This is a genomic window from Granulicatella seriolae (genome assembly GCF_024543085.1).
Taxonomy (GTDB): domain Bacteria; phylum Bacillota; class Bacilli; order Lactobacillales; family Aerococcaceae; genus Granulicatella; species Granulicatella seriolae.
Map to the genome: position 1 here is coordinate 70,244 of NZ_JANHNZ010000007.1, position 23,154 is coordinate 93,397.

The 23,154-nt window shown below is 38.6% G+C and carries 23 protein-coding genes and 1 pseudogene; 22 read left to right on the forward strand and 2 right to left on the reverse strand.

The genetic code is table 11. The annotated features are described in order from the left end of the window. Positions 1 to 12 precede the first annotated feature (12 nt). Positions 13 to 990 (forward strand): ribose-phosphate diphosphokinase, encoded by a 978-nt coding sequence (locus tag NPA36_RS07580; protein WP_256945523.1) that lies wholly within the window; start codon positions 13 to 15, stop codon positions 988 to 990. Between the two features lie 444 nt (positions 991 to 1,434). Here NPA36_RS07580 and NPA36_RS07585 read toward each other — a convergent pair whose 3' ends face one another. After that, positions 1,435 to 2,136, reverse strand: a complete 702-nt coding sequence (locus NPA36_RS07585; RefSeq protein ID WP_256945524.1) for a Crp/Fnr family transcriptional regulator — start codon at positions 2,134 to 2,136, stop codon at positions 1,435 to 1,437. A gap of 302 nt (positions 2,137 to 2,438) precedes the next feature. Between NPA36_RS07585 and NPA36_RS07590 the strand changes: the two genes are divergently transcribed. The 12 genes from NPA36_RS07590 to NPA36_RS07645 all read left to right on the forward strand — a co-directional run bounded on the left by NPA36_RS07590 (position 2,439) and on the right by NPA36_RS07645 (position 15,229). Continuing rightward, positions 2,439 to 4,610: a transglycosylase domain-containing protein gene (locus tag NPA36_RS07590; protein WP_256945525.1), complete on the forward strand. Its 2,172-nt coding sequence runs from the start codon at positions 2,439 to 2,441 to the stop codon at positions 4,608 to 4,610. Positions 4,611 to 4,868: 258 nt separating this feature from the next. After that, complete coding sequence (locus NPA36_RS07595; RefSeq protein ID WP_256945526.1) at positions 4,869 to 5,696, forward strand: exodeoxyribonuclease III; 828 nt, start codon at positions 4,869 to 4,871, stop codon at positions 5,694 to 5,696. Between the two features lie 393 nt (positions 5,697 to 6,089). Further along, a complete protein-coding gene (locus NPA36_RS07600; RefSeq protein ID WP_256945527.1) occupies positions 6,090 to 7,478 on the forward strand; it encodes a DUF2130 domain-containing protein in 1,389 nt (462 codons plus the stop codon). Then, positions 7,475 to 7,939 (forward strand): phage tail protein, encoded by a 465-nt coding sequence (locus NPA36_RS07605; RefSeq protein ID WP_256945528.1) that lies wholly within the window; start codon positions 7,475 to 7,477, stop codon positions 7,937 to 7,939. Before NPA36_RS07600 ends, NPA36_RS07605 begins: the two co-directional genes overlap by 4 nt. 28 nt (positions 7,940 to 7,967) lie before the next feature. Then, positions 7,968 to 8,315 carry a tRNA-binding protein gene (locus tag NPA36_RS07610; protein ID WP_256945529.1) on the forward strand — a complete coding sequence of 116 codons (348 nt, stop codon included), beginning with the start codon at positions 7,968 to 7,970 and terminating at the stop codon, positions 8,313 to 8,315. A 16-nt stretch (positions 8,316 to 8,331) separates the two neighbouring features. After that, positions 8,332 to 9,165: an HAD family hydrolase gene (locus NPA36_RS07615; RefSeq protein WP_256945530.1), complete on the forward strand. Its 834-nt coding sequence runs from the start codon at positions 8,332 to 8,334 to the stop codon at positions 9,163 to 9,165. A 291-nt stretch (positions 9,166 to 9,456) separates the two neighbouring features. Further along, on the forward strand, positions 9,457 to 10,284 hold the full coding sequence (locus tag NPA36_RS07620; protein ID WP_256945531.1) for an alpha/beta hydrolase: 828 nt from the start codon (positions 9,457 to 9,459) through the stop codon (positions 10,282 to 10,284). A 106-nt stretch (positions 10,285 to 10,390) separates the two neighbouring features. Further along, positions 10,391 to 11,557: an ATP-grasp domain-containing protein gene (locus NPA36_RS07625; protein WP_256945532.1), complete on the forward strand. Its 1,167-nt coding sequence runs from the start codon at positions 10,391 to 10,393 to the stop codon at positions 11,555 to 11,557. Positions 11,558 to 11,584: 27 nt separating this feature from the next. Further along, positions 11,585 to 12,325: an esterase family protein gene (locus NPA36_RS07630; RefSeq protein ID WP_256945533.1), complete on the forward strand. Its 741-nt coding sequence runs from the start codon at positions 11,585 to 11,587 to the stop codon at positions 12,323 to 12,325. 48 nt (positions 12,326 to 12,373) lie between these two features. Then, the gene (locus NPA36_RS07635) at positions 12,374 to 13,543 is read left to right on the forward strand and encodes an ATP-grasp domain-containing protein (RefSeq protein ID WP_256945534.1); all 1,170 of its coding nucleotides are present in this window, start codon (positions 12,374 to 12,376) and stop codon (positions 13,541 to 13,543) included. 75 nt (positions 13,544 to 13,618) lie between these two features. Then, positions 13,619 to 14,200, forward strand: a complete 582-nt coding sequence (locus NPA36_RS07640; protein ID WP_256945535.1) for a hypothetical protein — start codon at positions 13,619 to 13,621, stop codon at positions 14,198 to 14,200. A 549-nt stretch (positions 14,201 to 14,749) separates the two neighbouring features. After that, positions 14,750 to 15,229: a hypothetical protein gene (locus NPA36_RS07645; protein ID WP_256945536.1), complete on the forward strand. Its 480-nt coding sequence runs from the start codon at positions 14,750 to 14,752 to the stop codon at positions 15,227 to 15,229. 146 nt (positions 15,230 to 15,375) lie between these two features. Here NPA36_RS07645 and NPA36_RS07650 read toward each other — a convergent pair whose 3' ends face one another. Next, on the reverse strand, positions 15,376 to 16,266 hold the full coding sequence (locus tag NPA36_RS07650) for a LysR family transcriptional regulator (RefSeq protein WP_256945537.1): 891 nt from the start codon (positions 16,264 to 16,266) through the stop codon (positions 15,376 to 15,378). A 156-nt stretch (positions 16,267 to 16,422) separates the two neighbouring features. On the opposite strand from NPA36_RS07650, the gene NPA36_RS07655 reads away from it, so the two are divergent. The 9 genes and pseudogenes from NPA36_RS07655 to NPA36_RS07695 form a co-directional block, all read left to right on the forward strand. After that, on the forward strand, positions 16,423 to 16,989 hold the full coding sequence (locus NPA36_RS07655) for a sugar O-acetyltransferase (protein ID WP_328516871.1): 567 nt from the start codon (positions 16,423 to 16,425) through the stop codon (positions 16,987 to 16,989). A 69-nt stretch (positions 16,990 to 17,058) separates the two neighbouring features. Next, complete coding sequence (locus NPA36_RS07660; protein ID WP_256945538.1) at positions 17,059 to 17,580, forward strand: cyclophilin-like fold protein; 522 nt, start codon at positions 17,059 to 17,061, stop codon at positions 17,578 to 17,580. A gap of 127 nt (positions 17,581 to 17,707) precedes the next feature. Then, positions 17,708 to 18,508 (forward strand): carbohydrate deacetylase, encoded by an 801-nt coding sequence (locus NPA36_RS07665; protein WP_256945539.1) that lies wholly within the window; start codon positions 17,708 to 17,710, stop codon positions 18,506 to 18,508. Between the two features lie 206 nt (positions 18,509 to 18,714). Beyond that, entirely contained in the window at positions 18,715 to 19,554 is an 840-nt protein-coding gene (gene kduI, locus NPA36_RS07670) for a 5-dehydro-4-deoxy-D-glucuronate isomerase (protein WP_256945540.1), read from the forward strand. A gap of 14 nt (positions 19,555 to 19,568) precedes the next feature. Further along, positions 19,569 to 20,360, forward strand: a complete 792-nt coding sequence (locus tag NPA36_RS07675; protein ID WP_256945541.1) for a gluconate 5-dehydrogenase — start codon at positions 19,569 to 19,571, stop codon at positions 20,358 to 20,360. 59 nt (positions 20,361 to 20,419) lie between these two features. Next, positions 20,420 to 21,211 carry a hypothetical protein gene (locus NPA36_RS07680; RefSeq protein WP_256945542.1) on the forward strand — a complete coding sequence of 264 codons (792 nt, stop codon included), beginning with the start codon at positions 20,420 to 20,422 and terminating at the stop codon, positions 21,209 to 21,211. A 59-nt stretch (positions 21,212 to 21,270) separates the two neighbouring features. Beyond that, entirely contained in the window at positions 21,271 to 22,035 is a 765-nt protein-coding gene (locus NPA36_RS07685) for an IclR family transcriptional regulator (RefSeq protein WP_256945543.1), read from the forward strand. 24 nt (positions 22,036 to 22,059) lie between these two features. Continuing rightward, entirely contained in the window at positions 22,060 to 22,707 is a 648-nt protein-coding gene (locus NPA36_RS07690) for a bifunctional 4-hydroxy-2-oxoglutarate aldolase/2-dehydro-3-deoxy-phosphogluconate aldolase (RefSeq protein WP_256945544.1), read from the forward strand. Positions 22,708 to 22,709: 2 nt separating this feature from the next. Then, positions 22,710 to 22,925, forward strand: a pseudogene (locus tag NPA36_RS07695) (PfkB family carbohydrate kinase); the annotation flags it as partial. Positions 22,926 to 23,154: the final 229 nt, after the last annotated feature.

Consider the following 23,154-nt stretch of genomic DNA (forward strand, 5'->3'; position numbering starts at 1 on the left):
GAGGTTATCAAGGTGGGACATTATTCTGATCCTAAGTTAAAGTTGTTCGCATTAAATTCCAATCGACCATTGGCAGAGAAGATCGCAAGCGATGTTGGGCTAGAACTAGGGAAGGTATCAGTTACACATTTTAGTGATGGAGAAATTAAGATTAATATTGATGAAAGCATTCGTGGTGACCATGTTTACATCATCCAATCAACATCAAACCCAGTTAATGATAGCTTAATGGAATTATTGATTATGATTGATGCACTAAGAAGAGCTAGTGCCAAAACAATCAACGTGGTCATTCCTTACTATGGATACGCTCGCCAAGACCGTAAGGCACAATCTCGTGAACCAATCACAGCAAAATTAGTAGCAAACATGATTACACAAGCAGGCGCTGACCGTGTGCTAACACTTGATTTGCATGCTGCTCAGATTCAAGGATTCTTCGATATCCCTGTTGACCATTTGATGGGCGCACCTTTACTTGCTAACTACTTCTTAGAACGTGGTTTGGCGGATAAAGATATTGTTGTCGTTTCCCCTGACCATGGTGGTGTGACACGTGCTCGTAAATTGGCAGAATTTCTACATGCACCGATTGCTATCATCGACAAACGCCGTCCAAAGGCAAATGTTGCTGAGGTAATGAATATCATTGGTGACGTGAGAGGTAAGAAATGTATCTTGATTGATGACATGATTGATACTGCCGGAACGATTACACTGGCTGCTCAAGCCTTGCAAGACGCAGGCGCTATTGAGGTTTATGCTTGCTGTACTCACCCAGTCTTATCAGGACCAGCCATTGATCGTATCAACAACTCTGTGATTAAAGAATTGATTGTAACTGACTCCATTGAAGTCCCAGAAGAAAAAACTGGCGGTAAGGTTACGCAAGTTAGTGTGTCCCAACTGATGGCAGAAGCGATTCGCAGAATTCATGAAAATCGTTCTGTTAGCCCATTATTTATTGAAAAATTTAAGATGATTGACTAATTAACTATGGCTGTGCTTTAGACCGCAGCTAAGAAAAACTGCAGGAATCGAATGTGATTCTTGCAGTTTTTGTTTGTTTTTGAGGCTGGTTAAAACGTCAGCAACGAATTGTATCTATTTCTAAATCATAAAAGAGTTTCCGAGAAATCTATCCGAAATCGAAACGGTGGCACCGCCGAAAGCCTTGGTCTTTCGGCTTAGCTGTCTACGTGGCTGTAATCGGCTAAATCCGAAACATCCACTGTGCGCCAGCTATGCTTTACACCGTTATTTCGGATAGATTTCTCGGAAACTCTTTTATTTTTTTTTGTGATATGTACTTTTTATCTAGTCTACCACCATTTGGTTTTCTGACAGATAGCTTGCAGACTCGTATACAAAAAAGAAGGGAAAGACTTTTTGCCCATCCCTTCTTGTCAGATTTTTATAAAGAACTATAGCCAGTTAAGTTAAATACTCATGGAAATGTTCCACATCCAGATAAGTAAAGAGCTTCTTCTCGTAGTTAATGAGCTTATCTTCTTTCAGACTTTTTACTACGGTACCAGTGGTTTCGCGTGTTGTTCCACTCATTTTTGCTAATTCAATAATGGTTAAAGGATAGGGGATTGTAATGGTGCCATCTTCATTTTCTTCACCTAAATCTTCCATCCAAATGGCTAGTGCCTGTACAATGCGTTCGGTAGCACTTGGAGTAGTTGTGTTGCGGATGCGGATTTCATGGTAGGATAATACACGTGACAGATTCTTGTAAATATAAAGTAGTTGCTGTTTATTACCAAGAACAACTTCTTCAAAAATTTTTGAGGAAATATAAAAAATTTCAATATCAGTGGCAGCATAGGCCGTGTAACTATAATCATCGTCCGTGAAGAGTCCCCCATATGGGAAAAATGTGTTGTGTTTAACATAATCAATATAAGAAAAGTTTGCTGATGGGTCATTTTTTTCGAGACGAATAAGGCCCGAGTAGAGGTAATAAACCCTGTCTCGATGATCCCCTTCATAAAATAAAACCTGCCCTTTTTTATACTCTCTAAGATAAAGATGTCGTTTAATTCGCAAAAATTCATCCTCTGAAAGTCGAGAAAAAATGGGTTCTAGGTGCAGGTCGTTCATGATTTTTTGCGAATGACTTGTTCGCATAAAAACATAGCCTCCTTTTCAAACAAAATCTGTGGAAAAGCTTACATGAATAGTTTATCACGTTAAAAATGTGAATGCACCTAAAAAGTAAATTTTAATGGTTTTCTTAAGTGTTTCTACTTTTTTGAATTTAAAGCCTGAGATATGGTAAAGTATAGGATAATGAGTAGTTTGGGCTCCAATAAGGGGCTGGGTAAAAAGTCCATGCTGCTTTTTAAACAAAAGATATTAGTCATTATGGACTTTTTGCCTAACCCCCATACCGTAAGCTTTTATTTTTGCCAAGCTAAAAGGAGACTCTTATGTTTAAAAAATTCACTAATAAAAATAATCAATTACAAACAGAAAACCAATCATCACCAGAGCAAGAAATTCATTCTAGGACACAAGCCCATGAGGTGGAGGAGTCCCAAAAATGGACTAAGAAATTTAAATCCAACCCAGCTGTTGTTGGACTGGTAACGTTTTGGAAAAAGTACCATTTGACCAAGCTTTTGATGGCTTTTATCTTGACCTTGATAACTCTTGTGACCGGCTATCTGGTTTATTCTGCCAAGACGGCGGATGTGAGTAAGTTAAAGGCTGGCTTGAGCCAAGAGACGATTGTCTATGACCGAACCTCTCAAGAAGCTGGAACACTGAATGTGGCTAAAGGAGAGTTTGTTCCTTTAAGTCAAGTGTCATCTAATGTTGTTGATGCCTTAGTTTCAACGGAGGACAAGCGGTTTTACAGCCATCATGGGGTGGATCCGATTGGAATTATGAGAGCCTTAGTTGGTTACGTGACCAACTTTGGTGAGATTGTCGGTGGTGGGTCAACCATCACCCAGCAGCTAGCTAAGAATGCCTACTTAACAGCCGACCAAACCTTATGGAGAAAAGCCAAGGAGCTATTTTTAAGCTTTGAGATTGAAAAACGCTATAGCAAAGATGAAATATTAGAAATGTATCTCAATAATTCCTACTTTGGAAATGGTGCCTATGGAATTGAGAATGCTGCTAAACGGTATTTTGGTAAGCCGGCTTCAGATTTAACAGTTTCGGAAGCTAGTATTTTAGTAGGTGCTTTGAAGGCACCGAGTTACTATAATCCAATTGACAATCTGGACGCTACTATTAATCGAAGAGCAACAGTTCTCCAATTGATGGCAGATAATGGTAAGATTTCTCAAGAAACGGCTGATGCTACGGCATCGGAAACCATTTATCTTGCGGATACCTATGTGGCTAGTTCGTCCTATCGTTATCCTTATTATTTTGATGCGGTTATTGATGAGATTGTCAACAACTATGGGATTAGTGAGGAAGATTTATTAGATAAGGGTTACCAAGTCTACACTGGCTTAGACCAACAATTGCAGTACGATATGGAAGATACTTTCCGCAATAACTGGGTCTTTCCAGATGCCGAGGATGGTACCAAGGTCCAAGGAGCTTCTGTGGCCCTTGACCCAACAACGGGTGATGTCCTAGCAACAGTTGGTGGACGCGTAGAAGACAACCATACCTTTAGAGGATTTAACCGTGCTACCCAAATGCATGTACAACCAGGTTCCACCTTCAAACCACTAGCTGTTTATACAGCCGCCTTGGAAGCAGGGTACACACCTGAATCCCTTTTAACCGATGAACGCTTGTCATATGGAGAGGACAAGTATACTCCAGAAAACTGGAATTTTGCTTATCAAGGAAAAGTAACCATGACCGAAGCTATTAGCCAAAGTTGGAATGCTCCAGCAGTATGGCTCTTAGACCAAATCGGACTTCAAAAAGGAATTGATAAGGTGCACCAGTTTGGGATTCCGACAGTTGCCGACGACAATTATCTAGGAATTGCTCTAGGAGGTTTGACAGCAGGGGTGTCGCCAATTCAAATGGCATCAGCCTATACCGCCTTTGCCAATGCGGGACTTCGTAGTCAGGCTAGATTTGTTACTAAAATCGTAGATGCTACGGGGGCTATCATTGTAGACAATACAACGCCTAAGCAAAACCGTGTTACCAGTCCGCAAGTAGCCGATCAAATGACTAGTATGCTTTTAGCAGTCTTTGCCCCAGGCGGAGGGGGCTCTCATGCGTCTCCAACCAACTACCAGATTGCAGGGAAGACGGGGACAACAGAAAGTGTGTCCGACCAAGTTGGTTCCAGAGACCAGTGGATGATAGGTTATACGCCAAATATTGTTGTTGCCACTTGGATGGGCTTTGACGATTCATCACAACATCTCTTGGCAGCAAGTAGTAGTGGCGGAATCGCTCCTCTCTTCCAAATGGAGATGTCAGGGCTCTTATCAATTACACCAGAAACTGACTTTACTGTGACTGCCGCCGGACAATCCGATAACCAAACAGAAACGGGATCTAGTGGAAATGATTGGCTCCAACAAGCACAAGATACTGGTCGTCAGCTATTTGAGGGCGTTAGAGACTGGGCAAATGATGCCTTCAACTGGTTGAGAAATCAAACAGAATAGAAAAATGCTTTTGCCTCTCAGAGCATGGACAAAAGTTCGTTTTCAGATTCTAACAAAAGAGGATTCAGCTATTTCTGATCAAAAATAGCTGAATCCTCTTTTGTGATTTAGACAAGGGATTTATCCTTATGAACTTTTTGCTAGCTTATGGAAGATGATGAATCACAATCTTTTCCTTTTCTTTATGGAGCATGATACAATGGATTTTAGAAGTTATCTAATTTCTACAAACCAATAAGCTAATTAAGGAGAATATCAGTGAAATTAATTTCTTGGAATATAGATTCATTAAATGCTGCACTGACAAGTGATTCAGCACGAGCACAATTATCAAAAGATGTCCTAAAAAAAATAGCCGAACTTGACCCACAAATTATCGCAATTCAAGAGACTAAGTTATCCGCAGCTGGACCAACAAAAAAACACCTAGAGTCTTTGGAAGACTTATTTGGCGATTATAAAGTCGTTTGGCGCAGTTCTCAAGAGCCAGCACGAAAAGGCTATGCCGGCACTATGTTTCTTTACAAAAATTATCTAGAACCGCTTGTTACCTATCCAAAAATTGGGGCACCTTCTACTATGGATGATGAAGGACGTATTATGACCTTAGAGTTTGACAATTTTTTTGTAACACAAGTCTACACACCCAATGCAGGGGATGGATTAAGACGTTTAGCAGAGCGCCAATTATGGGATGAAAGTTATGCTGATTACTTGGAAGCTTTAGCAAAAGAAAAACCTGTTCTAGCAACAGGTGACTTCAATGTGGCGCATAAGGAGATAGATTTGGCCCATCCGAATAGTAACCGCCAATCTGCTGGTTTTACGGATGAGGAACGTCAAGGCTTTACAAACTTATTGGGCAGAGGCTTCACGGATACTTTCCGCTATTTGCACGGAGATGTGCCATCTGTCTATACTTGGTGGGCTCAAAGAGCTAAAACAAGCAAGATTAATAACTCAGGCTGGAGAATTGACTACTGGTTAGTCAGTCAAGCTAGTGCTGATAAAGTTATCAAATCAGACATGATTGACTCAGGAACCAGACAAGATCACACACCAATCCTCTTGGAAATTGACTTATAAATGGTGTTGGTAAGGGAAACAGAGTAAAAAATTCTAATGAATAATACTAGCTTTAGAGTAGCAAAAGAGTTTCTAACTACTCTAGGTCAAAAATAACGGTGTTTAGCATAACTGACACACAGTGATTGTTGGGGCTGGGTAAAAAGTCCATGCTATTATTTAAACAAAAGAATTTTGCAAAAAAGGTTATCAGAAATGAGAACGGCAGCTATGCTTTACACCGTTATTTCTGATAACCTTTTTTTTGAAAAATTCTTTTGTGCTTTAAAAGTAACTATTAGTCATTATGGATTTTCTGTCCAAGTCCTGTATTAATTAGACAAGGATTTTTGTGATTAGATGGAAATATGCTAGAATGAAGGTGACAATTTTTACACGTTTAGGAGGAGAAGAATGAATCAGATTAAGTGTCCACATTGCGGTAAAGAATTTACCATTGATGAGGCTAGTTATGCCGATATCTTGAACCAAGTACGAAACAAAGAATTTCATGAGTCAGTTCATGAAAAATTGGAACAGAGTAAACAACAGTTTGACGTTGAGCTTAGTTTAATGAAAGAGCAAACCAAAAGTGATTTTCAAAAAGAGTTGGCAAAAAAAGACCAGCTGATTATAGCTTTAGAAACACAGACCAAAGCATTTGAGAATGAGAAAACCCATGCTGTTCAAGAAGTTTTATCAACGAAGGAACAAGAAATTCAATCACTGAAAAATGAACTTGCTCGATTTGATATGGAGAAGGCTGCTTTAAAGACCGAATTAGAAAGACAGCATGAAAAAAAACAAGCTCAAATGGATCAAGAAATTGCTGAGTTGAAGTCGCAAAACAAGGCTATTGAGCAAACGAAGGCTTTGGAGTTGGTGCAAGCTATTTCTGAAAAAGAAAAAGAGTTAGCCGAATTGACTTCCAAATACACCCTTCAAGAAAAAGAATACCAACTAAGTCAAAGCACCATCAAAGAAAAATATGAATATGAATTGAAACAAAAAGACGATACCATTGCTTTTTACAAAGATTTTAAAGCAAAGCAATCGACTAAGATGGTCGGTGAGAGTTTGGAACAACACTGTGAATACCAATTCAATTCCATTCGAATGACTGCTTTTCCCAACGCTATTTTTAGTAAGGACAATGATGCCAAAACTGGCAGCAAAGGTGATTATATCTACCGAGAATACGATGAGAACGGGCTTGAAATCTTGTCCATCATGTTCGAAATGAAAAATGAAGGCGACGAGACAGCCACTAAAAAGAAAAATGAGCATTTTTTAAAGGAATTGGACAAGGATAGACGTGAGAAAGACTGTGAATATGCTATTTTAGTCAGTCTCTTAGAAGCAGATAATGACCTTTATAACAATGGAATTGTTGATGTTTCCTATGCTTACGAAAAAATGTACGTTATTAGACCACAATTTTTCATTCCAATGATTACCTTACTTAGAAATGCTGCTATGAATGCTCTCAAATACAAACAAGAAGCTGCTCTCATGAAAGAGCAGAACATTGATATTAGTAATTTTGAAGAAGACCTCAATGTCTTTAAAACTTCTTTTGCACGAAATTATGAGTTAGCGAGTAGAAAGTTTAAAACAGCCATCGATGAGATTGATAAAACCATCAGTCATCTGCAAAAAACAAAAGATGCCTTACTTTCATCAGAAAACAACCTACGTATCGCGAATAACAAGGCGGATGAACTAACTGTCAAAAAATTGACTAAGAACAATCCAACCATGAGAGCCAAGTTTGAGAGCGTACAGGATGGTGTTGAAGAGTGACAGGAGTCATAAATTTTAAAGAGGTTTCTACAGCAGGCTTAGAAAGCTCCCCTTGTGCTGGAGCTCTGGCAGGTTTAAGAGCGAATGAAGCACGCTATTTTTGGAACAAGTACAAACATGAATTTACCACACAAAGAGCCCAAGAAGCTCCGGAAATACTAAGCTTTATTGAAAAGGTTTTGCAAGAACGTGACCTAACCTTTTCATATAAAGCTCTAGAAGTTAGTCAATTTCAAGTAGACGGAGTCCTCTGGTCATATGTATTTTATGAAAATGGCCTGTCTATTAATGTTCTTTATTCACTAGATGATGCTGGCAAACGAGCGGTCGGCTTTAAGTTGTCAGACGGTATGGAAATCCCTCAAGAATTTGAAGGGAAATTCAAATTTGCTAGACAAAAATCGAAATTAGCTGGTACCATTCGTGGCTCTTATTTTGTCGTAAAAGGAAGTTATCTATAAGCTTAAGCCAATTGAAAGGAGATGTTTTATGCCATCAGTAAAACCAGAAATCAGCCTGAAAGATTTGGATAAAGTAGATATTCGAGTTGGACAAATTCTCTCAGTTGAAGGTGTTACTCAATCGGATAAATTAGTCAAATTAACAGTAGATTTTGGAGACTTTCAACGAACCATATTGGTTGGCATGAAAGAAGAACGGAACAATCCTAAAGAAATTGAAGGGCAACAAGCTTTATTTGTAGTTAACATATCAGCTAGAGAAATGTTTGGTATTAAATCGCAAGGCATACTGCTTGATATTGGCTACCAAGATGGGATAGTGCCTGTTTTAGCGCAACCAGAAAAACCCGTTCCTAATGGTTCAAGAGCGGGATAAAATAGGGGGAAGTAGAATGGTAAAAGTTGTATTTTTAGATGTTGATGGAACGCTGGTTGATTACCATAACCGTATCCCAGAATCAGCTATAAAAGCTATTCGTCAAGCTAGGCAAAATGGCCACCTAGTCTATATCAGCACCGGCCGCAGCAAATCTGAAGTTTATTCAGAAATCTGGGATATTGGGTTAGATGGTATGATAGGTGGAAATGGTTCTTATGTTGAAGACCACGGTCAGGTGATTATGCATCAAGTTCTCTCAAAAGAAGATAGTAAAAACATTGTGGATTGGTTAAAGGCGAGAAATCTAGAATTCTATTTGGAAAGCAACTCAGGACTTTATGCCAGTCAGAATTTTGAGGAGGTAGGTCGTCCAACTGTCCAAGCATACTCTAAATCAAAAGGAAAAGAAGATGTTGAACACATCACTGTTCGTACAGCCTTTCCTGAAATGATCTTTGGTGCAGATGTATACAGAGACGACCTTAACAAAGTTAGTTTTGTCTTAAATTCCTATCAAGATCATCTAGATTCTAAAAAAGCCTTTCCGCACCTTAAGGCAGGAACTTGGGGTGGTGTTGGTGAAACAGCCCTTTTTGGAGATCTTGGCGTTGAGAATATCACTAAGGCGCATGCTATCGAAGTGCTTTTAGACCATTTAGGGGCGTCCAAAGAAGACACGTTTGCTTTCGGAGACGCAAAGATTGATATCCCTATGCTAGATTACTGTGAGGTTGGTGTTGCCATGGGAAATGGTGGTCCAGAAATCAAAGCCATGGCTGACTACATTACAGATGATGTCGAAGAAGATGGATTATGGAAAGCATTTGTCCATTTTGGATTGGTATAAATAAACAAAAATTTGGACTAGATAAAAAAATTTTCCTTCATAGATATTCAAGTCTCCAGCTCCTTTGTCGGAAATCAGAACGGTGCCGTGAGCCAAGGTCTCACGGTCTTAGCTGTCTATATGACTGTAAATCGGCTAAAGTCGAAACAGCCACTGTGCGTCAGCTATGCGAAACACCGCTATTTCCGACAAAGGAGCTGGAGATTCTATTATAGCCAAAACTTATATGTACTTATCAGTGATTCTCTACCCAGTACTATTTAATAAATCAACAAAGAAAGCGAGAAAGTTATGAGTCAATCTTATTATTATTTGCAGTTAAAAAGTCACGACTTGGTAGTGCCTTACAGCCATAAGACACGTCGTATTCGGGTACTCTTGCCCAAGCAGTATGAAGCAGACATAAACAAGTCCTACCCCGTTGTCTACCTCCATGATGGGCAGAATGTCTTCTACAGTAGAGAATCCTACTCAGGACATTCTTGGAAGATGATTCATGCTATCAAGAAAAATCCAGATTTAGCTAAAATGATCGTTGTAGGTATCGACAATGACGGTCATGAACGCATGAATGAATATTCTGCTTGGAAATATGGTTCAGGGCACCATTTACACCATAAAAATCTGGGAGGGAAGGGCTCAGACTATGCTGATTTTATTATGGGCACAGTCAAACCGTTTATTGATAGTCAATACAGAACTAAAGCTGACAAAGCTCATACCGCTATGATTGGTAGTTCATTAGGTGCCAATATTACACAATTTATGGGGGTTGAGTTTCAAGAAAAAATTGGTGGCTTAGGTATTTTTTCTTCTGCCAATTTTTTAACTAGAGAGCCTTTCAATCGTTTGATTGGCAAGACGCAATTAGATCCAGATCAACGTATCTTTATCCAAGTTGGTACCCAAGAGGCAGACGAGACTGACCAAGAACTTTACCATGGCAATGTTAAACAAGCCTATATGGACGAATCACTTTTATATTTTCGTCAACTCTTGCAAGCGGGCATCCCGCTTGCGCATATTGAGTTCCATTTGGTGGCAGATGCTGAACACAAAGAAGAGGTTTGGGCACATTTTTTGCCAAGCTGTTTACATTTTTTAAGCCAAGATTGGTGATTTTTCTAAGAACTTATATACAAATCATTGAGTTTTTCAATTATTAATGGTATTCTAATCGAAAAATAATAAACGATAGAATTTTCCATTAAAGGGGGCGTTATAGGTGAATGTTATTTTGATATCACCACATTTTCCTAAAGCTAATCAATATTTTGCAAAAAGTTTAAAAGAACAAGGAGTAAATGTGCTTGGGCTAGGACAGGAACCTTATGAGCAATTGCCAGATCAATTAAAGGAAAGCCTCACGGAGTACTTTCGTGTTGAAAACCTGGAGGACTTAGAAGAAGCCAAGCGTGCTGTTGCCTTTTTAATCTTTAAACATGGCCCGATAGATCGACTGGAATCTTTTAGTGAATATTGGTTGGAGTTTGATGCTCAATTAAGAGAACAGTTTAATATTCCTGGCCTTAAATCGAATCAGTTGACGAAAACTAAGCATAAATCAGCAATGAAGAAAGTTTTCAAGAAAGCTGGAGTACCAGTTGTTGAAGGTCGGCTAGTGAAAAGCGTAACGGGACTAACCAATGCCCTAAGACAGCTTGGCTTCCCCGTTGTCTTAAAACCAGATGTAGGTGTTGGGGCACAAGAAACCTTCAAAATAAGCAATCATGAAGAATTAGAGACATTTCAAGCTCAATGGGATGATCAAGTACCATACTTTGTCGAACCCTATATTGAAAATGGCCAGCTATGTACCTTTGATGGCCTTGTGGATGCGAATGGCACTATCGTCTTTCAGACAAGTTTTTATTACACGAGCCCAGCCTTGGAGTTGCTGCGAGACAAACTGGATTATGCTACAGTAGTGGAAAAGGAAATTGACCCTAAACTAGCAGATTATGGGAAGGCGATTGTTAAAGAGATGGGCATGAAGGAGCGCTTCTTCCATATTGAATTCTTCCGCTTGCCAAATCACGATTATATCGCTTTAGAATACAATAATAGGCCTGCTGGGGGATATATCTTGGATCTCTATAACTACGCCTATTCTTGTGACCTCTATACAATTTATGCCCAAATGTTGACAGGAAAATTACCTGAAACACTCAATTTACATCAAGAGTACGGAGTTGGTATCGCCAGAAGAAATCATATAAACTATCAACATCATTTGGACGACATCAGACAAAAGTACCAAACAGCTTGTAAACTGATTGAACAAATTCCAGATCTGTTTGCCCCATCCATGGGGGATATTTTTATTGCTATTACCGCTTCAACTCCTGCAGAGGTAGAAGAAATTATTTCATATGTAATGGAAAGTGTCTAATAGGCAACATATTAAGGAGCGAATGCTATGCACGTAGAATGGTTAAGTCATTGGAGTGGTCATTTAAACCGAGAAATGCCGCTCAATCGATATGGTTACTCGGGGATTCCTATCTTAGTTTTCCCGTCTTCAGGAGGCAGTCATAATGAATATGCCGATTTTGGTATGATTGAAGCTTGTCGATGGTTTATTGAGAATGGACTAGTTCAATTCTATACCTTGGCATCTGTTGACTACGAGTCCTGGTTGTGTCATTGGAAAAATAGTCATGACAGAGCTGTAATGCATGGTCAATATGAAAAATATGTTATTGAAGAAGCTATCCCTTTTATTAAACACAAGGCAGTTTGGTTTGACCCTATGATGGTGACGGGCTGCTCAATGGGAGCATACCATGCTGTCAATATTTTTTTACAGCATCCTGATGTTTTTTCTAAGGTCATTGCTCTTAGTGGGGTATATGATGTGAGGTACTTTGTTGGAGACTATCAATCGGATCAGTTGTTATATTTGAATTCTCCAGCAGATAATCTGTGGAACCAAACAGATTCATGGTTTTTGGACCATTATAGAAGTGCAGACATTGTGGTTTGTACTGGTCTAGGAGCATGGGAAGATGAGGGGTTGCCATCATTTTATACCTTAAAATCAGCCTTTGAAAATAAACAAATTCCTGCTTGGTTCGATGAGTGGGGTCATGATGTTAGTCATGATTGGATCTGGTGGCGCCAACAAATGCCCTACTACCTTGGAAAACTGTTGACTTAAGAACCACAAATCTACTACCACATAAGCATAAGATAAAGAGGTAACCATATGAACTTTATTGTAATTTCACCATTTTACCCACAAAACTTTCAAAATTTTTCTATTGAATTGAGTCATAAAGGAATACGAGTTTTGGGTATTGGTCAAGAGCCTTATGATCAGTTAGACCAAGCTTTAAAAGATGCCTTAACGGAATATTATCGGGTTGATGACTTAGAAAACTTGGATCAAGTAGTTCGGGCAGTGGCTTTTTTCTTCCATAAGTATGGGCCAATTGACCGAATCGAATCCCACAATGAATATTGGTTAGAACTAGATGCTGCTTTGCGGACACAGTTCAATATTTTTGGTGTTAAAAGCAAGGAGCTAGAAAAAACGAAGCTGAAATCTGCTATGAAAAAACTATTTAAAAAAGCCGGTGTACCGGTTGTTGAAGGTATAGTTGTTAAGAGCAAGAACCAGGGCAAGAAAGCTGTTCAAAAATTGGGCTATCCTCTTATTGCCAAACCAGACAATGGTGTTGGTGGTTCGGGAACTTATAAACTTCAATCAGAACAAGATCTACAGCATTTTTTAGAGGAGTGGAATGAAGATAGTCCATACTTCTTTGAGCAAATGATTGACTCACAAGATGTTTGTACCTTTGATGGCTTGGTCGACAAAGATGGGAATATTGTATTCTCTACTAGCTTGACCTATTTCTACACACCTTTAAGCGTGGTAGCACAAGGTTTAGACAATACGTTCTATATTGAAAAAGAGATTGACTCTAAATTAAAAGAGTATGGACAAGCGATTGTGGAGACGTTTGGCATGAAGGAGCGTTTCTTCCATATTGAATTTTTCCGTATGCCAGACGGAGATTATGTGGCATTAGAATACAATAACCGTCCAGCAGGTGGTTTTACCATTGAAGTGTATAATAAAGCCCATCACATCAATCTTTATGAACTGTATGCAGCTATGGTGGCGGGACAAGAGATCAAAAAACAAAGTCCTAATTCCCATTATTGCTTAGCGGCTTCAAGAAGATTTTCAAAAAACTATGCTCATTCGCAAGAAGAAATTCAAGAACATTTCCCACTAGAGTATCAATATGCTTACCAAGTCCCACAAGCTTTTGCTGGATTGCAAGGGGACCTGATCAATGTTTTAACCAGCTCAGAGTTTGAAAAGATCAAAGAGATGGTGGCCTACATTGGTCAACTAGACGACTAACTATTAACCTTGTCCAAAAGCAAAGTCCTCGTTATAATGAAGAGAGTAAATACTTTCCTAGAGGAGTTTGATTAGATGGCAAAAGAAAAGTGGAACGGTACTCCGCAAGAAATAGAGCGTGTCAAAGACTTGTATAAAGACTATCAAGTAATGCCCTATATTTCACCAGAACGAGACCTTAACGACTGGTTAGCACAAGTTGAATTATCTTCAAGTAAATTAGTTCCAAAACGGAATATGCTGATGCTAGAAGAAGGCTTACTTCCTGGACATATCATTGTTCTATGGCGAGTACAATTCGGGACTTATACGACGACAACGGTTATTTCAAAATATTTTGAGCATATGTATGGGGTAAACGGCAAACAAGCCATGGCTGAATTAATCGAAAAAGGAATGGTAGTAGAAGAAAGAGCTCTAGATTCCTTAGACCATCTAACAGCACCAATGCTTAAGAAATTCTTGAAGGATAAAGGTGTGGCAGGTCTATCAAAAATGACCAAAAGAGAGCTTGAAGAAAGTATTCATGCTAACTTTACCGAAGAGGAATTAGCCCCATATTTTGATATTCGAGGCTATCACTTAACTGAATTAGGTGAAAAAGTTCTTGCCAACCATCCTGAAGTGATTGAAAAGCATCCAAAGAAAAAGTTTTAGATTAGTGCTGGGTAAAAAGTCTGTAATAAAAAAAGCATTCTAAATCATAAAAGAGTTCCCCAGAAATCTATCCGAAATGGGAACGGTGGCACCGCCGTGAGCCTTGGTCTCACTGGCTTAGCTGTCTACGTGTCTGTAATCGGCTGAAGCCGAAACATCCACTGTACGTCAGCTATGCTATACACCGTTCTGTACGGATAGATTTCTGGGGAACTCTTTTATTTGGTTACCATTTGGACTTTTTATCCAACTCCTTATAGATACGTAGTTAGCTAAGTTGTGAGGTTAGTATCATGGCGACGCCACCGTTCTCGTTCCTGTTTCTTTTCTTGCAAACTCTTTTGTTGAATGAATGGTAGCATAGACTTTTTGCCCAGCCTCTTGTTTAGCCATCATTTGACGTTGCGCCTTATCTCTTTGAATATCTTAAGAAGGTTAAAATTTTTTTGTCATTCTATGAGCTGTCCTTAGTTAAGTTGATTTTATGGTGGTTATTGGGTAAACTGAAAATGTAAACGTTATTAATTGGGTTTTAAGGAGGAGAATGACATGAATAAGAATAGTATCACTGTGGTTGTTTTGGTTGCCATTATAGCTTTTTTTATGGGTGGGTGGCTCGGGCGAATGACAAATACCATGAAGTCATATCAGTTGATTGCTGTTTCAGAGAATCAAGATGTAACAGTTGATCAATTGCAGGTTATTGCAAGTGAAACCGAAATTGCCATTCTAGATTTACCAAACTTTACCGTACGTGACAAGAATATTAATGGAATGGTTAACTTCACCATATTGGTGGGAGAAGATGTAGTTGCCCAATATCAGCATTTCACTTATTTTGGAGAAGATGGCAAACTTGTCACCTTTGCAAATAGTGACACTGCAAACTATCATAAAAGAACCATCGTCTTAAAAGGCGGACATTCAAAATTAGGCTTATTAAAAGGTAGAATTGAAATTCCTAGAAAAAATCTACCAACCTTAGTTGAAGATATCCCTCTTGTGTTCGAAGAATTGAATAGTAATTAGTCAAAATAAAAAGATGTCTTAGTAAGAGTGCATAAAAAATTAAGCAACCTAGATAGTTTGGCTGATATTGTGTGATTTCCTAAAGTAAGTTAGGAATATTTTGGTGCATGGAATCGTGATGGAAAATAAGTTTAATCAAATAGTAGTCATTTAGGTGATACAAGAAATTGCTCTTGTAATTCTCTTAAAAATGTTTCAGCTGGTTTTGAGAATACTTGATACTTTTTCCAAATAATATATAGTGGGGTTTCTAATCGTGGTTCTAAAGGCCTAAAACAAAGTGTTGAAAATGGACTTGTAGTAACAAGTTTATCCAAGCAGAGGGCATTGCCCAAGCCTTCTTCTACCATAATAGCCGCATTATAAATCAAGTCATAAGTGGCTACTATTTTTTGATGCTTAGCATGCTCCCCAAGCCATCCTGATAATTCATTTCCCTCTAATGCTTGTCTTGAACACAGTAGTGGTAAATTCTCTATGTTTTCTGACTGTATACTATCCAACTCTGACAGTGGACTATCTTTTCTTATAAGTAAACCCCATGTATCTGTAGTCGGTAGACGGAGGTAATCATATTTTTGAATATGAGCGGTACCGATAATAATGCCAAAATCTAATAATCCTTTATCCAAACGTTCCATAACGTCATTAGCATTTCCACTGTAAAAATGATATTGAATATTGGGATGCTTCTCTTGAAGTTTTTTGATGCTTTTGGCAATAAGATGCATATTATCTGTTTCACCGCCACCTATATAAATATTTCCGCTCAATTCATTATTTGTGCTACTAATTTCAGCTTTGGTTTTCTCTAATAAGTCTAGCATTTCCTCTGCTCTTTTTCGGAGAAGTATACCTTCATCTGTCAATGTGATGTTCCGGTTTCCTCTAATAAATAATTTCTTGCCTAATTCTTGTTCAAGATCCCTTAACATTCGAGACAATGGGGGCTGAGTCATATACAATTGCTCAGCAGCCCTACTTATGCTACCTTCTCGTGCTACTGCAAGAAAATACTGCAATACTTTAATGTCCATAATGCACCTCCTCATAGCCATAGTAGCACATCGTCATATACTTTTAAAGTATATGAGAGTATATACTATATGTATTTGATATTGTGTGTGCTGTGACTTATCCTATTATTAAGATAAGTCACAGCACACACAATATCGTTAAAGGGGAGAATCCGTATGAATTTACAAGAATTTTTAGATGAGATGAATCAAGGAAAATCGGTTGTTGGAGGGTCAGAAGCACATCGTTTTATGGTTAAGCTCAGTAATGAAGCCATGCGTTTAACTAGTGAGCTGAACAATCGTTACCATACTCCAGAAGAGGTTCTTAGTCTTATGGAAAAGATTACTGGACAACCGATAGATAAGTCTTTTGCAATGTTTCCGCCATTTTACACAGACTGCGGAAAAAATATTACTATAGGAAAAAATGTATTTATTAATGCGGGATGCAAGTTTCAAGATCAAGGAGGGATTACTATTGGAGATGGCTCTTTAATTGGTCATAATGCAGTGCTGGCTACGCTAAATCATGATGTGAATCCAGAAAAGCGAGGAAATCTAAAGCCAGCACCGATTATCATTGGTAAAAATGTATGGATTGGTGCAAACGTAACGGTATTGCCTGGTGTAACAATTGGTGACGGAGCTATTATCGCAGCAGGAGCAGTAGTAACAAAAGATGTTGCCGCAAATACGATTGTTGGTGGTGTACCTGCCAAGTTAATAAAAGCTATTGACTAATCGACAGCTATAAAATAATTTGTTAAGTATCAAATGTCATATTTTTAGATAAATGGAGTGAGGACATATATGAGAAAAACAATTGTTAGTCTAATGTTCATTGTGTGCTTAATTCTTTTGACCAGCTGTTCAAGTCATGTGGTGCAGAGTGACTTGCCTATCAGTAAAATGACAGAGACCAACTCAAATTCCACTATGGAGGAAAGAGTAGATACAGGAGAAGAGGCAATGAAAAATAATCTACTACCTATCACTATTCAAGTGAATGGAAAGAATTTTAAGGCACTCATGCAGGATAATGAAACAGCAAGAACTTTTATTGAACAACTGCCACTCACACTAACTATGGATGATTATGCCTCACAAGAAAAGGTGACTAGTTTACCTTTTTCTGTGACATCTACACAAACCCACATGCCTTCAACTATTAACGCTGGGGAATTATATCTTTGGTCAGACAGCAACTTAGTATTGTTTTATGAAACTTTTTCCAATTCCTATACCTATATTCCCCTGGGGTACATAGAAGATATCAGTGGACTTGAGGAAACTCTGGGCAAAGATAGTGTTCAAGTGACTTTTCAGAAGTAAGAATGGATATAAGATTACAATTTGGGCTATAATAGAATTGAAACATGGTTGGAGAAGAAGGCAAATGAGAATATCTTACCACTGTAACGAGTCAAATCTATTCAAAAAATAAGAAAGAGGGTTTCTTATGACAGCTCATAAAAAGTATTTGATTATTAATGCGGATGATTTTGCTTATACACCTGGGGTTACTTATGGAATTATTGAAGCCTATAAAAAGGGTATTGTTACATCGACGACTGCTCTTACTGTATCGGATTTTTTCGAGGAAGCCATGGAAATAAGAAATCTTTTGGCACCAAATTTACCTGTTGGAGTCCACTTGACCTTGAGTCTGCGAGGTTTTTCTCCGCTTCTAGATAGGGAAGATGTGCCAACTTTAGTAAATGCAGAGGTGACCTTCCATACACAGTATGAATTAGAATCCTTGGTGGATTTGAATGAGGTTTACCGTGAGTGGGATGCACAAATTGCAAGATTTTATCAGTTAGGTTACACGCCTGACCATATCGACTCACATCATTATGTCCATGGAAAAAACGAACAACTCTTTGAGATTGCGGTACAACTCTGTGAAAAATATAAATTACCTATGCGAAATGTTAGTCCAACTCTTGGTAGCATAGATAGTCCGGTAGATTATGGAAATATCAAAAGTCCAGATACCATACTTGCTTCCTTCTACGCTAGAGAGGTTACTAAAGAAAAACTCTTATCCATTATAGACCAAGTGGGAGCTAGCCAAGCAGGAACGATTACTGAGATGAACTGTCACCCAGCCTTTATTGACCCTGAACTTCAAAAGTATTCATCTTATGTAGACGAACGTGTGACAGAATACGCCTTACTGACAGCACCAGACATGTTTGAGGAAATTAAAAAACGAGGAATTGAATTGACAGATTTTTCTGTATTTCATGAAGATTAGTAGACAGATTGGAAAAAGACACTTTCTAAATAGGAAAGTGCCTTTTTTCTTTTTGATTGCATCACAATACAAAAGAAAACTTCCTTTAAAATAAGCTTTGAAAAGGCTTGCTTTTTATTTTAGATTAGATATAATGACATTGAACATTTCTTTAAAGGAAAATTGATTTCCAAATAAGAAATATAATTAAAGGTTAAGGAGTGTTTTTGATGAAGATGGAAACAAGATATGGAAGTAGCCCAGAGTTGATTAGACATTTTTCGACGGAGCAATTAAGAAAGGAATTCTTAGTTGAAAAGTTATTTGTTCCTGGAGAAATTTTATTAACCTACACCCACAACGACCGCATGATTTTTGGTGGAGTAACTCCAACCATTGATGAGTTGGAAATTAAGCTTTCTAAAGAGTTGGGTGTCAACTACTTCTTGGAGCGCCGTGAATTGGGGGTTATCAATATTGGTGGCTCAGGTAGTATTATCATTGATGGCAAAGAAGAAAGTATGAAAAAGCAAGATGGTTACTATATAGGAAAAGAAACGAAAGATGTTCGCTTCAAATCAGATGACCCAGATAACCCAGCTAAATTTTACTGCGTGTCAGTTCCAGCACATAAAATTTACCCGAATGTCAAAATTTCTATTGATACTATCACTCCAATGGTAACTGGTGACCCGAAAACATTGAACAAACGTAAAATTTTCCAATATATTCATCCTAATGTCTGTGAATCTTGCCAACTACAAATGGGCTACACCATTTTAGAGGAGGGTTCAGCTTGGAATACCATGCCATGTCACACACACGAACGTCGTATGGAAACTTACTTATACTTTGATATGGATCCTAATACTAAAGTTTTCCATTTCATGGGAGCGCCTGATGAAACAAAACACTTGGTCATGAGTAATGAACAAGCCACCATTTCACCTAGTTGGTCAATCCATACGGGTGTTGGAACGGCAGATTACACATTTATTTGGGCTATGTGTGGCGAAAATATTACTTATGATGATATGGATATGATTGATATGAACGACTTAAAATAAAAGGAGAAATGACAATGACTGGATTTAACATGGATTCATTCCGCTTAGACGGGAAAGTAGCACTTGTGACAGGGGCGGTTTATGGTATAGGTTTTGGTATTGCAGAGGCTCTAGCAGCAGCTGGTGCTAAGATTGTTTTTAATAGTCTGACAGAAGAGGCTGTTCAACAAGGAACTCTGGCTTATCAAGAAAAAGGGATTGATGCGAAAGGGTATGTATTTGATGTAACCGATGAAGAAGCTGTGAAAATCGCTATCCAGCAGATTAAAGAGGACGTTGGTTCTGTTGATATTTTAGTCAATAATGCAGGGATTATCAAACGGACACCAATGACAGAAATGACGGTTGAAGACTTCAGACAAGTGATTGACATCGATCTTAATGGTCCGTTCATCATGTCAAAAGCGGTTTTACCAGATATGGTCGCAAAAGGTCATGGTAAAATTATTAATATCTGTTCCATGATGAGTGAACTAGGGCGTGAAACCGTTAGTGCCTACGCTGCAGCAAAAGGCGGCTTAAAGATGTTAACCAAAAATATTTGTGCTGAATTTGGTGGCAATAATATTCAATGTAACGGCATTGGACCGGGCTATATTGCGACACCTCAAACCGCACCTTTAAGAGAAGATGGGCATCCTTTTAATGAGTTTATCATTGGCCGTACGCCTGCTGCTCGTTGGGGTACTGTTGAAGATTTACAAGGCTCTGCTGTTTTCTTATCTTCACCGGCCTCAGATTTTGTAAATGGTCATATTCTATACGTTGACGGTGGTATTTTAGCTTACATTGGCAAACAACCTTAAGCATAATTTTTAAATTTACAATGACTTACCTATCAAAAAATAAATGGGGTGATAATTCAATGATAACCTTATCTTTAAAAAATGATACAAACGTCATTGCTCAGGCTTGCCATCATCAAGAAGCCTATTTGGCATTTAAGGACTATGTTTATCAAGAGGGTGACTATATTGAGGTGACGCTAGACCAAGCTAATCAGCATATTTGGGTACAAGTAGATGAAGCTATTGAAGCTAGCTTAATTTATATGGGACAATTGACTTGGAAGTACCCCGTCATCTTTGATGAAAATTTAAAACGAGCTTATTCACCAAAAGCCTTTCTTGGTGAACGACACTATATTCGTGTTTGGCTACCAGAGGAAGTTCAAGTATATTCAGAGCGAAATTTGGCACGTAATGCCCACGATCAAAAAGATGAGTCAGGGGCTTATCCTCATGCCTATGCCAATGTGGAAACTCGCAATGATTCAACCTTCTTTGCTCGCAATGCTATCGATGGTATTTTAGCCAATCAGGATCATGGTTCCTATCCTTATCAATCTTGGGGGATTAATCAACGTAAAGATGCTGAACTTACAATTGATTTTGGCAGAGAAGTGCTTGTTAACAGTATCGCCTTAGTCTTACGGGGAGATTATCCACATGATAGTTACTGGACCCAGTTGACGTTGGCACTATCCAATGGGAAAGAACATATTTTACAAACCACTAATCAACTGGATAGACAATATTTTAAATTTTCAGAAACGAGCGTCACGCATCTTACTCTGAAAAATCTCATTAAGCATGAAGACAATTCACCATTTCCAGCTCTGACACAGATTGAAGTTTATGGAACTGAAAGCATCTAGTCATCGTGTTATACTAAACCTACAATAATGTGAAATGAACATAGGAGAAGGTGCAAGCAATGACGAAACAACAACCATATGGAACCGTTCTAATAAAAGCAGCCAAGATAATGGATTATTTATCCTTAGCCAAGATTCCACCTACTTTAAAAGATATAGCAGCAACATCAGAAATGACAATGTCAACCACTCTGAAAATTCTAGAGACATTGAACCTAATTGGTTTTGTGACTAAGAATGATAAGGACAAAACTTATACTATTGGTCCAGCCATGGCGAGATATGGCAATAAATACATGGAAGAATCAAAGTTAAAAGATATTTCCGGCCCAATTTTAGAAAATCTACAAACTAAAGTAGATGAGACCATCCATTTAGGCGTTGCCAATGGACACGAATTGATTTACATTGACAAGCTAGAGCCCAAACATCAGTCTATTTTTATGTCTTCCAAGATTGGCATGAGCCGACCATTATACAGTACTGGCATGGGAAAAATATTTTTATCTTCCTTTACGGAAGAGCAATTGTCAAATTATTTAGCAGAAACTCCGCTGCATGCCTACACGCAGCATACCATCGTTGAACCCCAACAGTTAATAGAAGAAATTGACCGTATCCGTAAAACGGCAACTGCTTTTGATGATGAGGAAATGGAGAAAGACTGTTTTTGTGTGGCAATGCCAATTCAAAAAGGAAATGACTTAGAAGGATCTTTTAGCGTAAGTATGCCAAAATTTAGAGCAAGCGAAGAAAGGGTACAAGAAATCATTTCTGCCATGTTGCAAGCAAAAAGCCAAATGGAAGAAGCTTTAACGAGTTAACAAGTGATAAAAGGAGCTACTTATATGAAACGAATGAGCATTTTAAAAAAATTAAAAGATGCTGGTGTGATTGCTGTAGTCCGTGCCAACACCAAAGAAGAAGCACTAAAAGCCAGTCAAGCCATTGTGGATGGTGGTATTGTAGGAATTGAACTAACGTATACTGTTCCTCAGGCAAATGATGTCATTTCTGAATTAATAGCAATCTACAAAGACCGTGATGATGTCGTCATTGGAGCAGGAACAGTCCTAGATGCCATCACTGCTCGTCTAGCCATTTTAGCTGGTGCAGAATATATCGTCAGTCCATGTTTTGATGCGGAAACGGCTAAACTTTGCAACTTATACCAAGTCCCTTATTTGCCAGGATGCTTAACGATTACTGAAATGCAAACTGCTCTGAAGTCTGGTGTAGATATCATTAAACTATTCCCTGGAAGTGCTTTTGGTCCGAAGATGATCTCTGCGTTTAAGGCGCCACTACCACATGTAAATATTATGCCAACTGGTGGCGTTAGCTTGGAAAATATGAGTGACTGGTTTGAAGCGGGAGTTGTAGCCGTTGGTGTTGGTGGGAATCTACTTGCGCCTGTAGCCAGTGGTGATTTTGCAAAAGTAAAAGAAACCGCGCAGGCTTATACAGATAAGTTGAAAGAAATCAGAGGTAAGTAGCTATGGGGCGCATTCTTACTTTAGGAGAGATTATGCTACGATTCTCCACACCAGTCGGAGATCGCTTAGGTGAAAGTCATCAACTTCTAGCCCACTATGGTGGTGGCGAAGCTAATGTAGCTATTTCTTTGGCTAACTTTGGTCACGATGTTTCTTACGCCAGTAAAGTTCCTGATAATGCACTGGGGTATGGTGTCAAAAAACATTTGCATGCTTACCAGTACAGAGGACCCCATGTCAAGGACATCCTATAAAAAACAGTGTAAAAAATACCATCACTTCCTTTAAGCTTGAAGTAAAGGAGGAGTGATGGCAAAAGAAAGCCTCTTCAGACGAGGAGCCTTTTGTCATACAAAATAACAATGACGAAGGAACTACAAGGATTTTTTATCTTCTATGAGCGGCACTTGAAAAAGCACTACCCCAATTGGATGTGCCGATATTTTG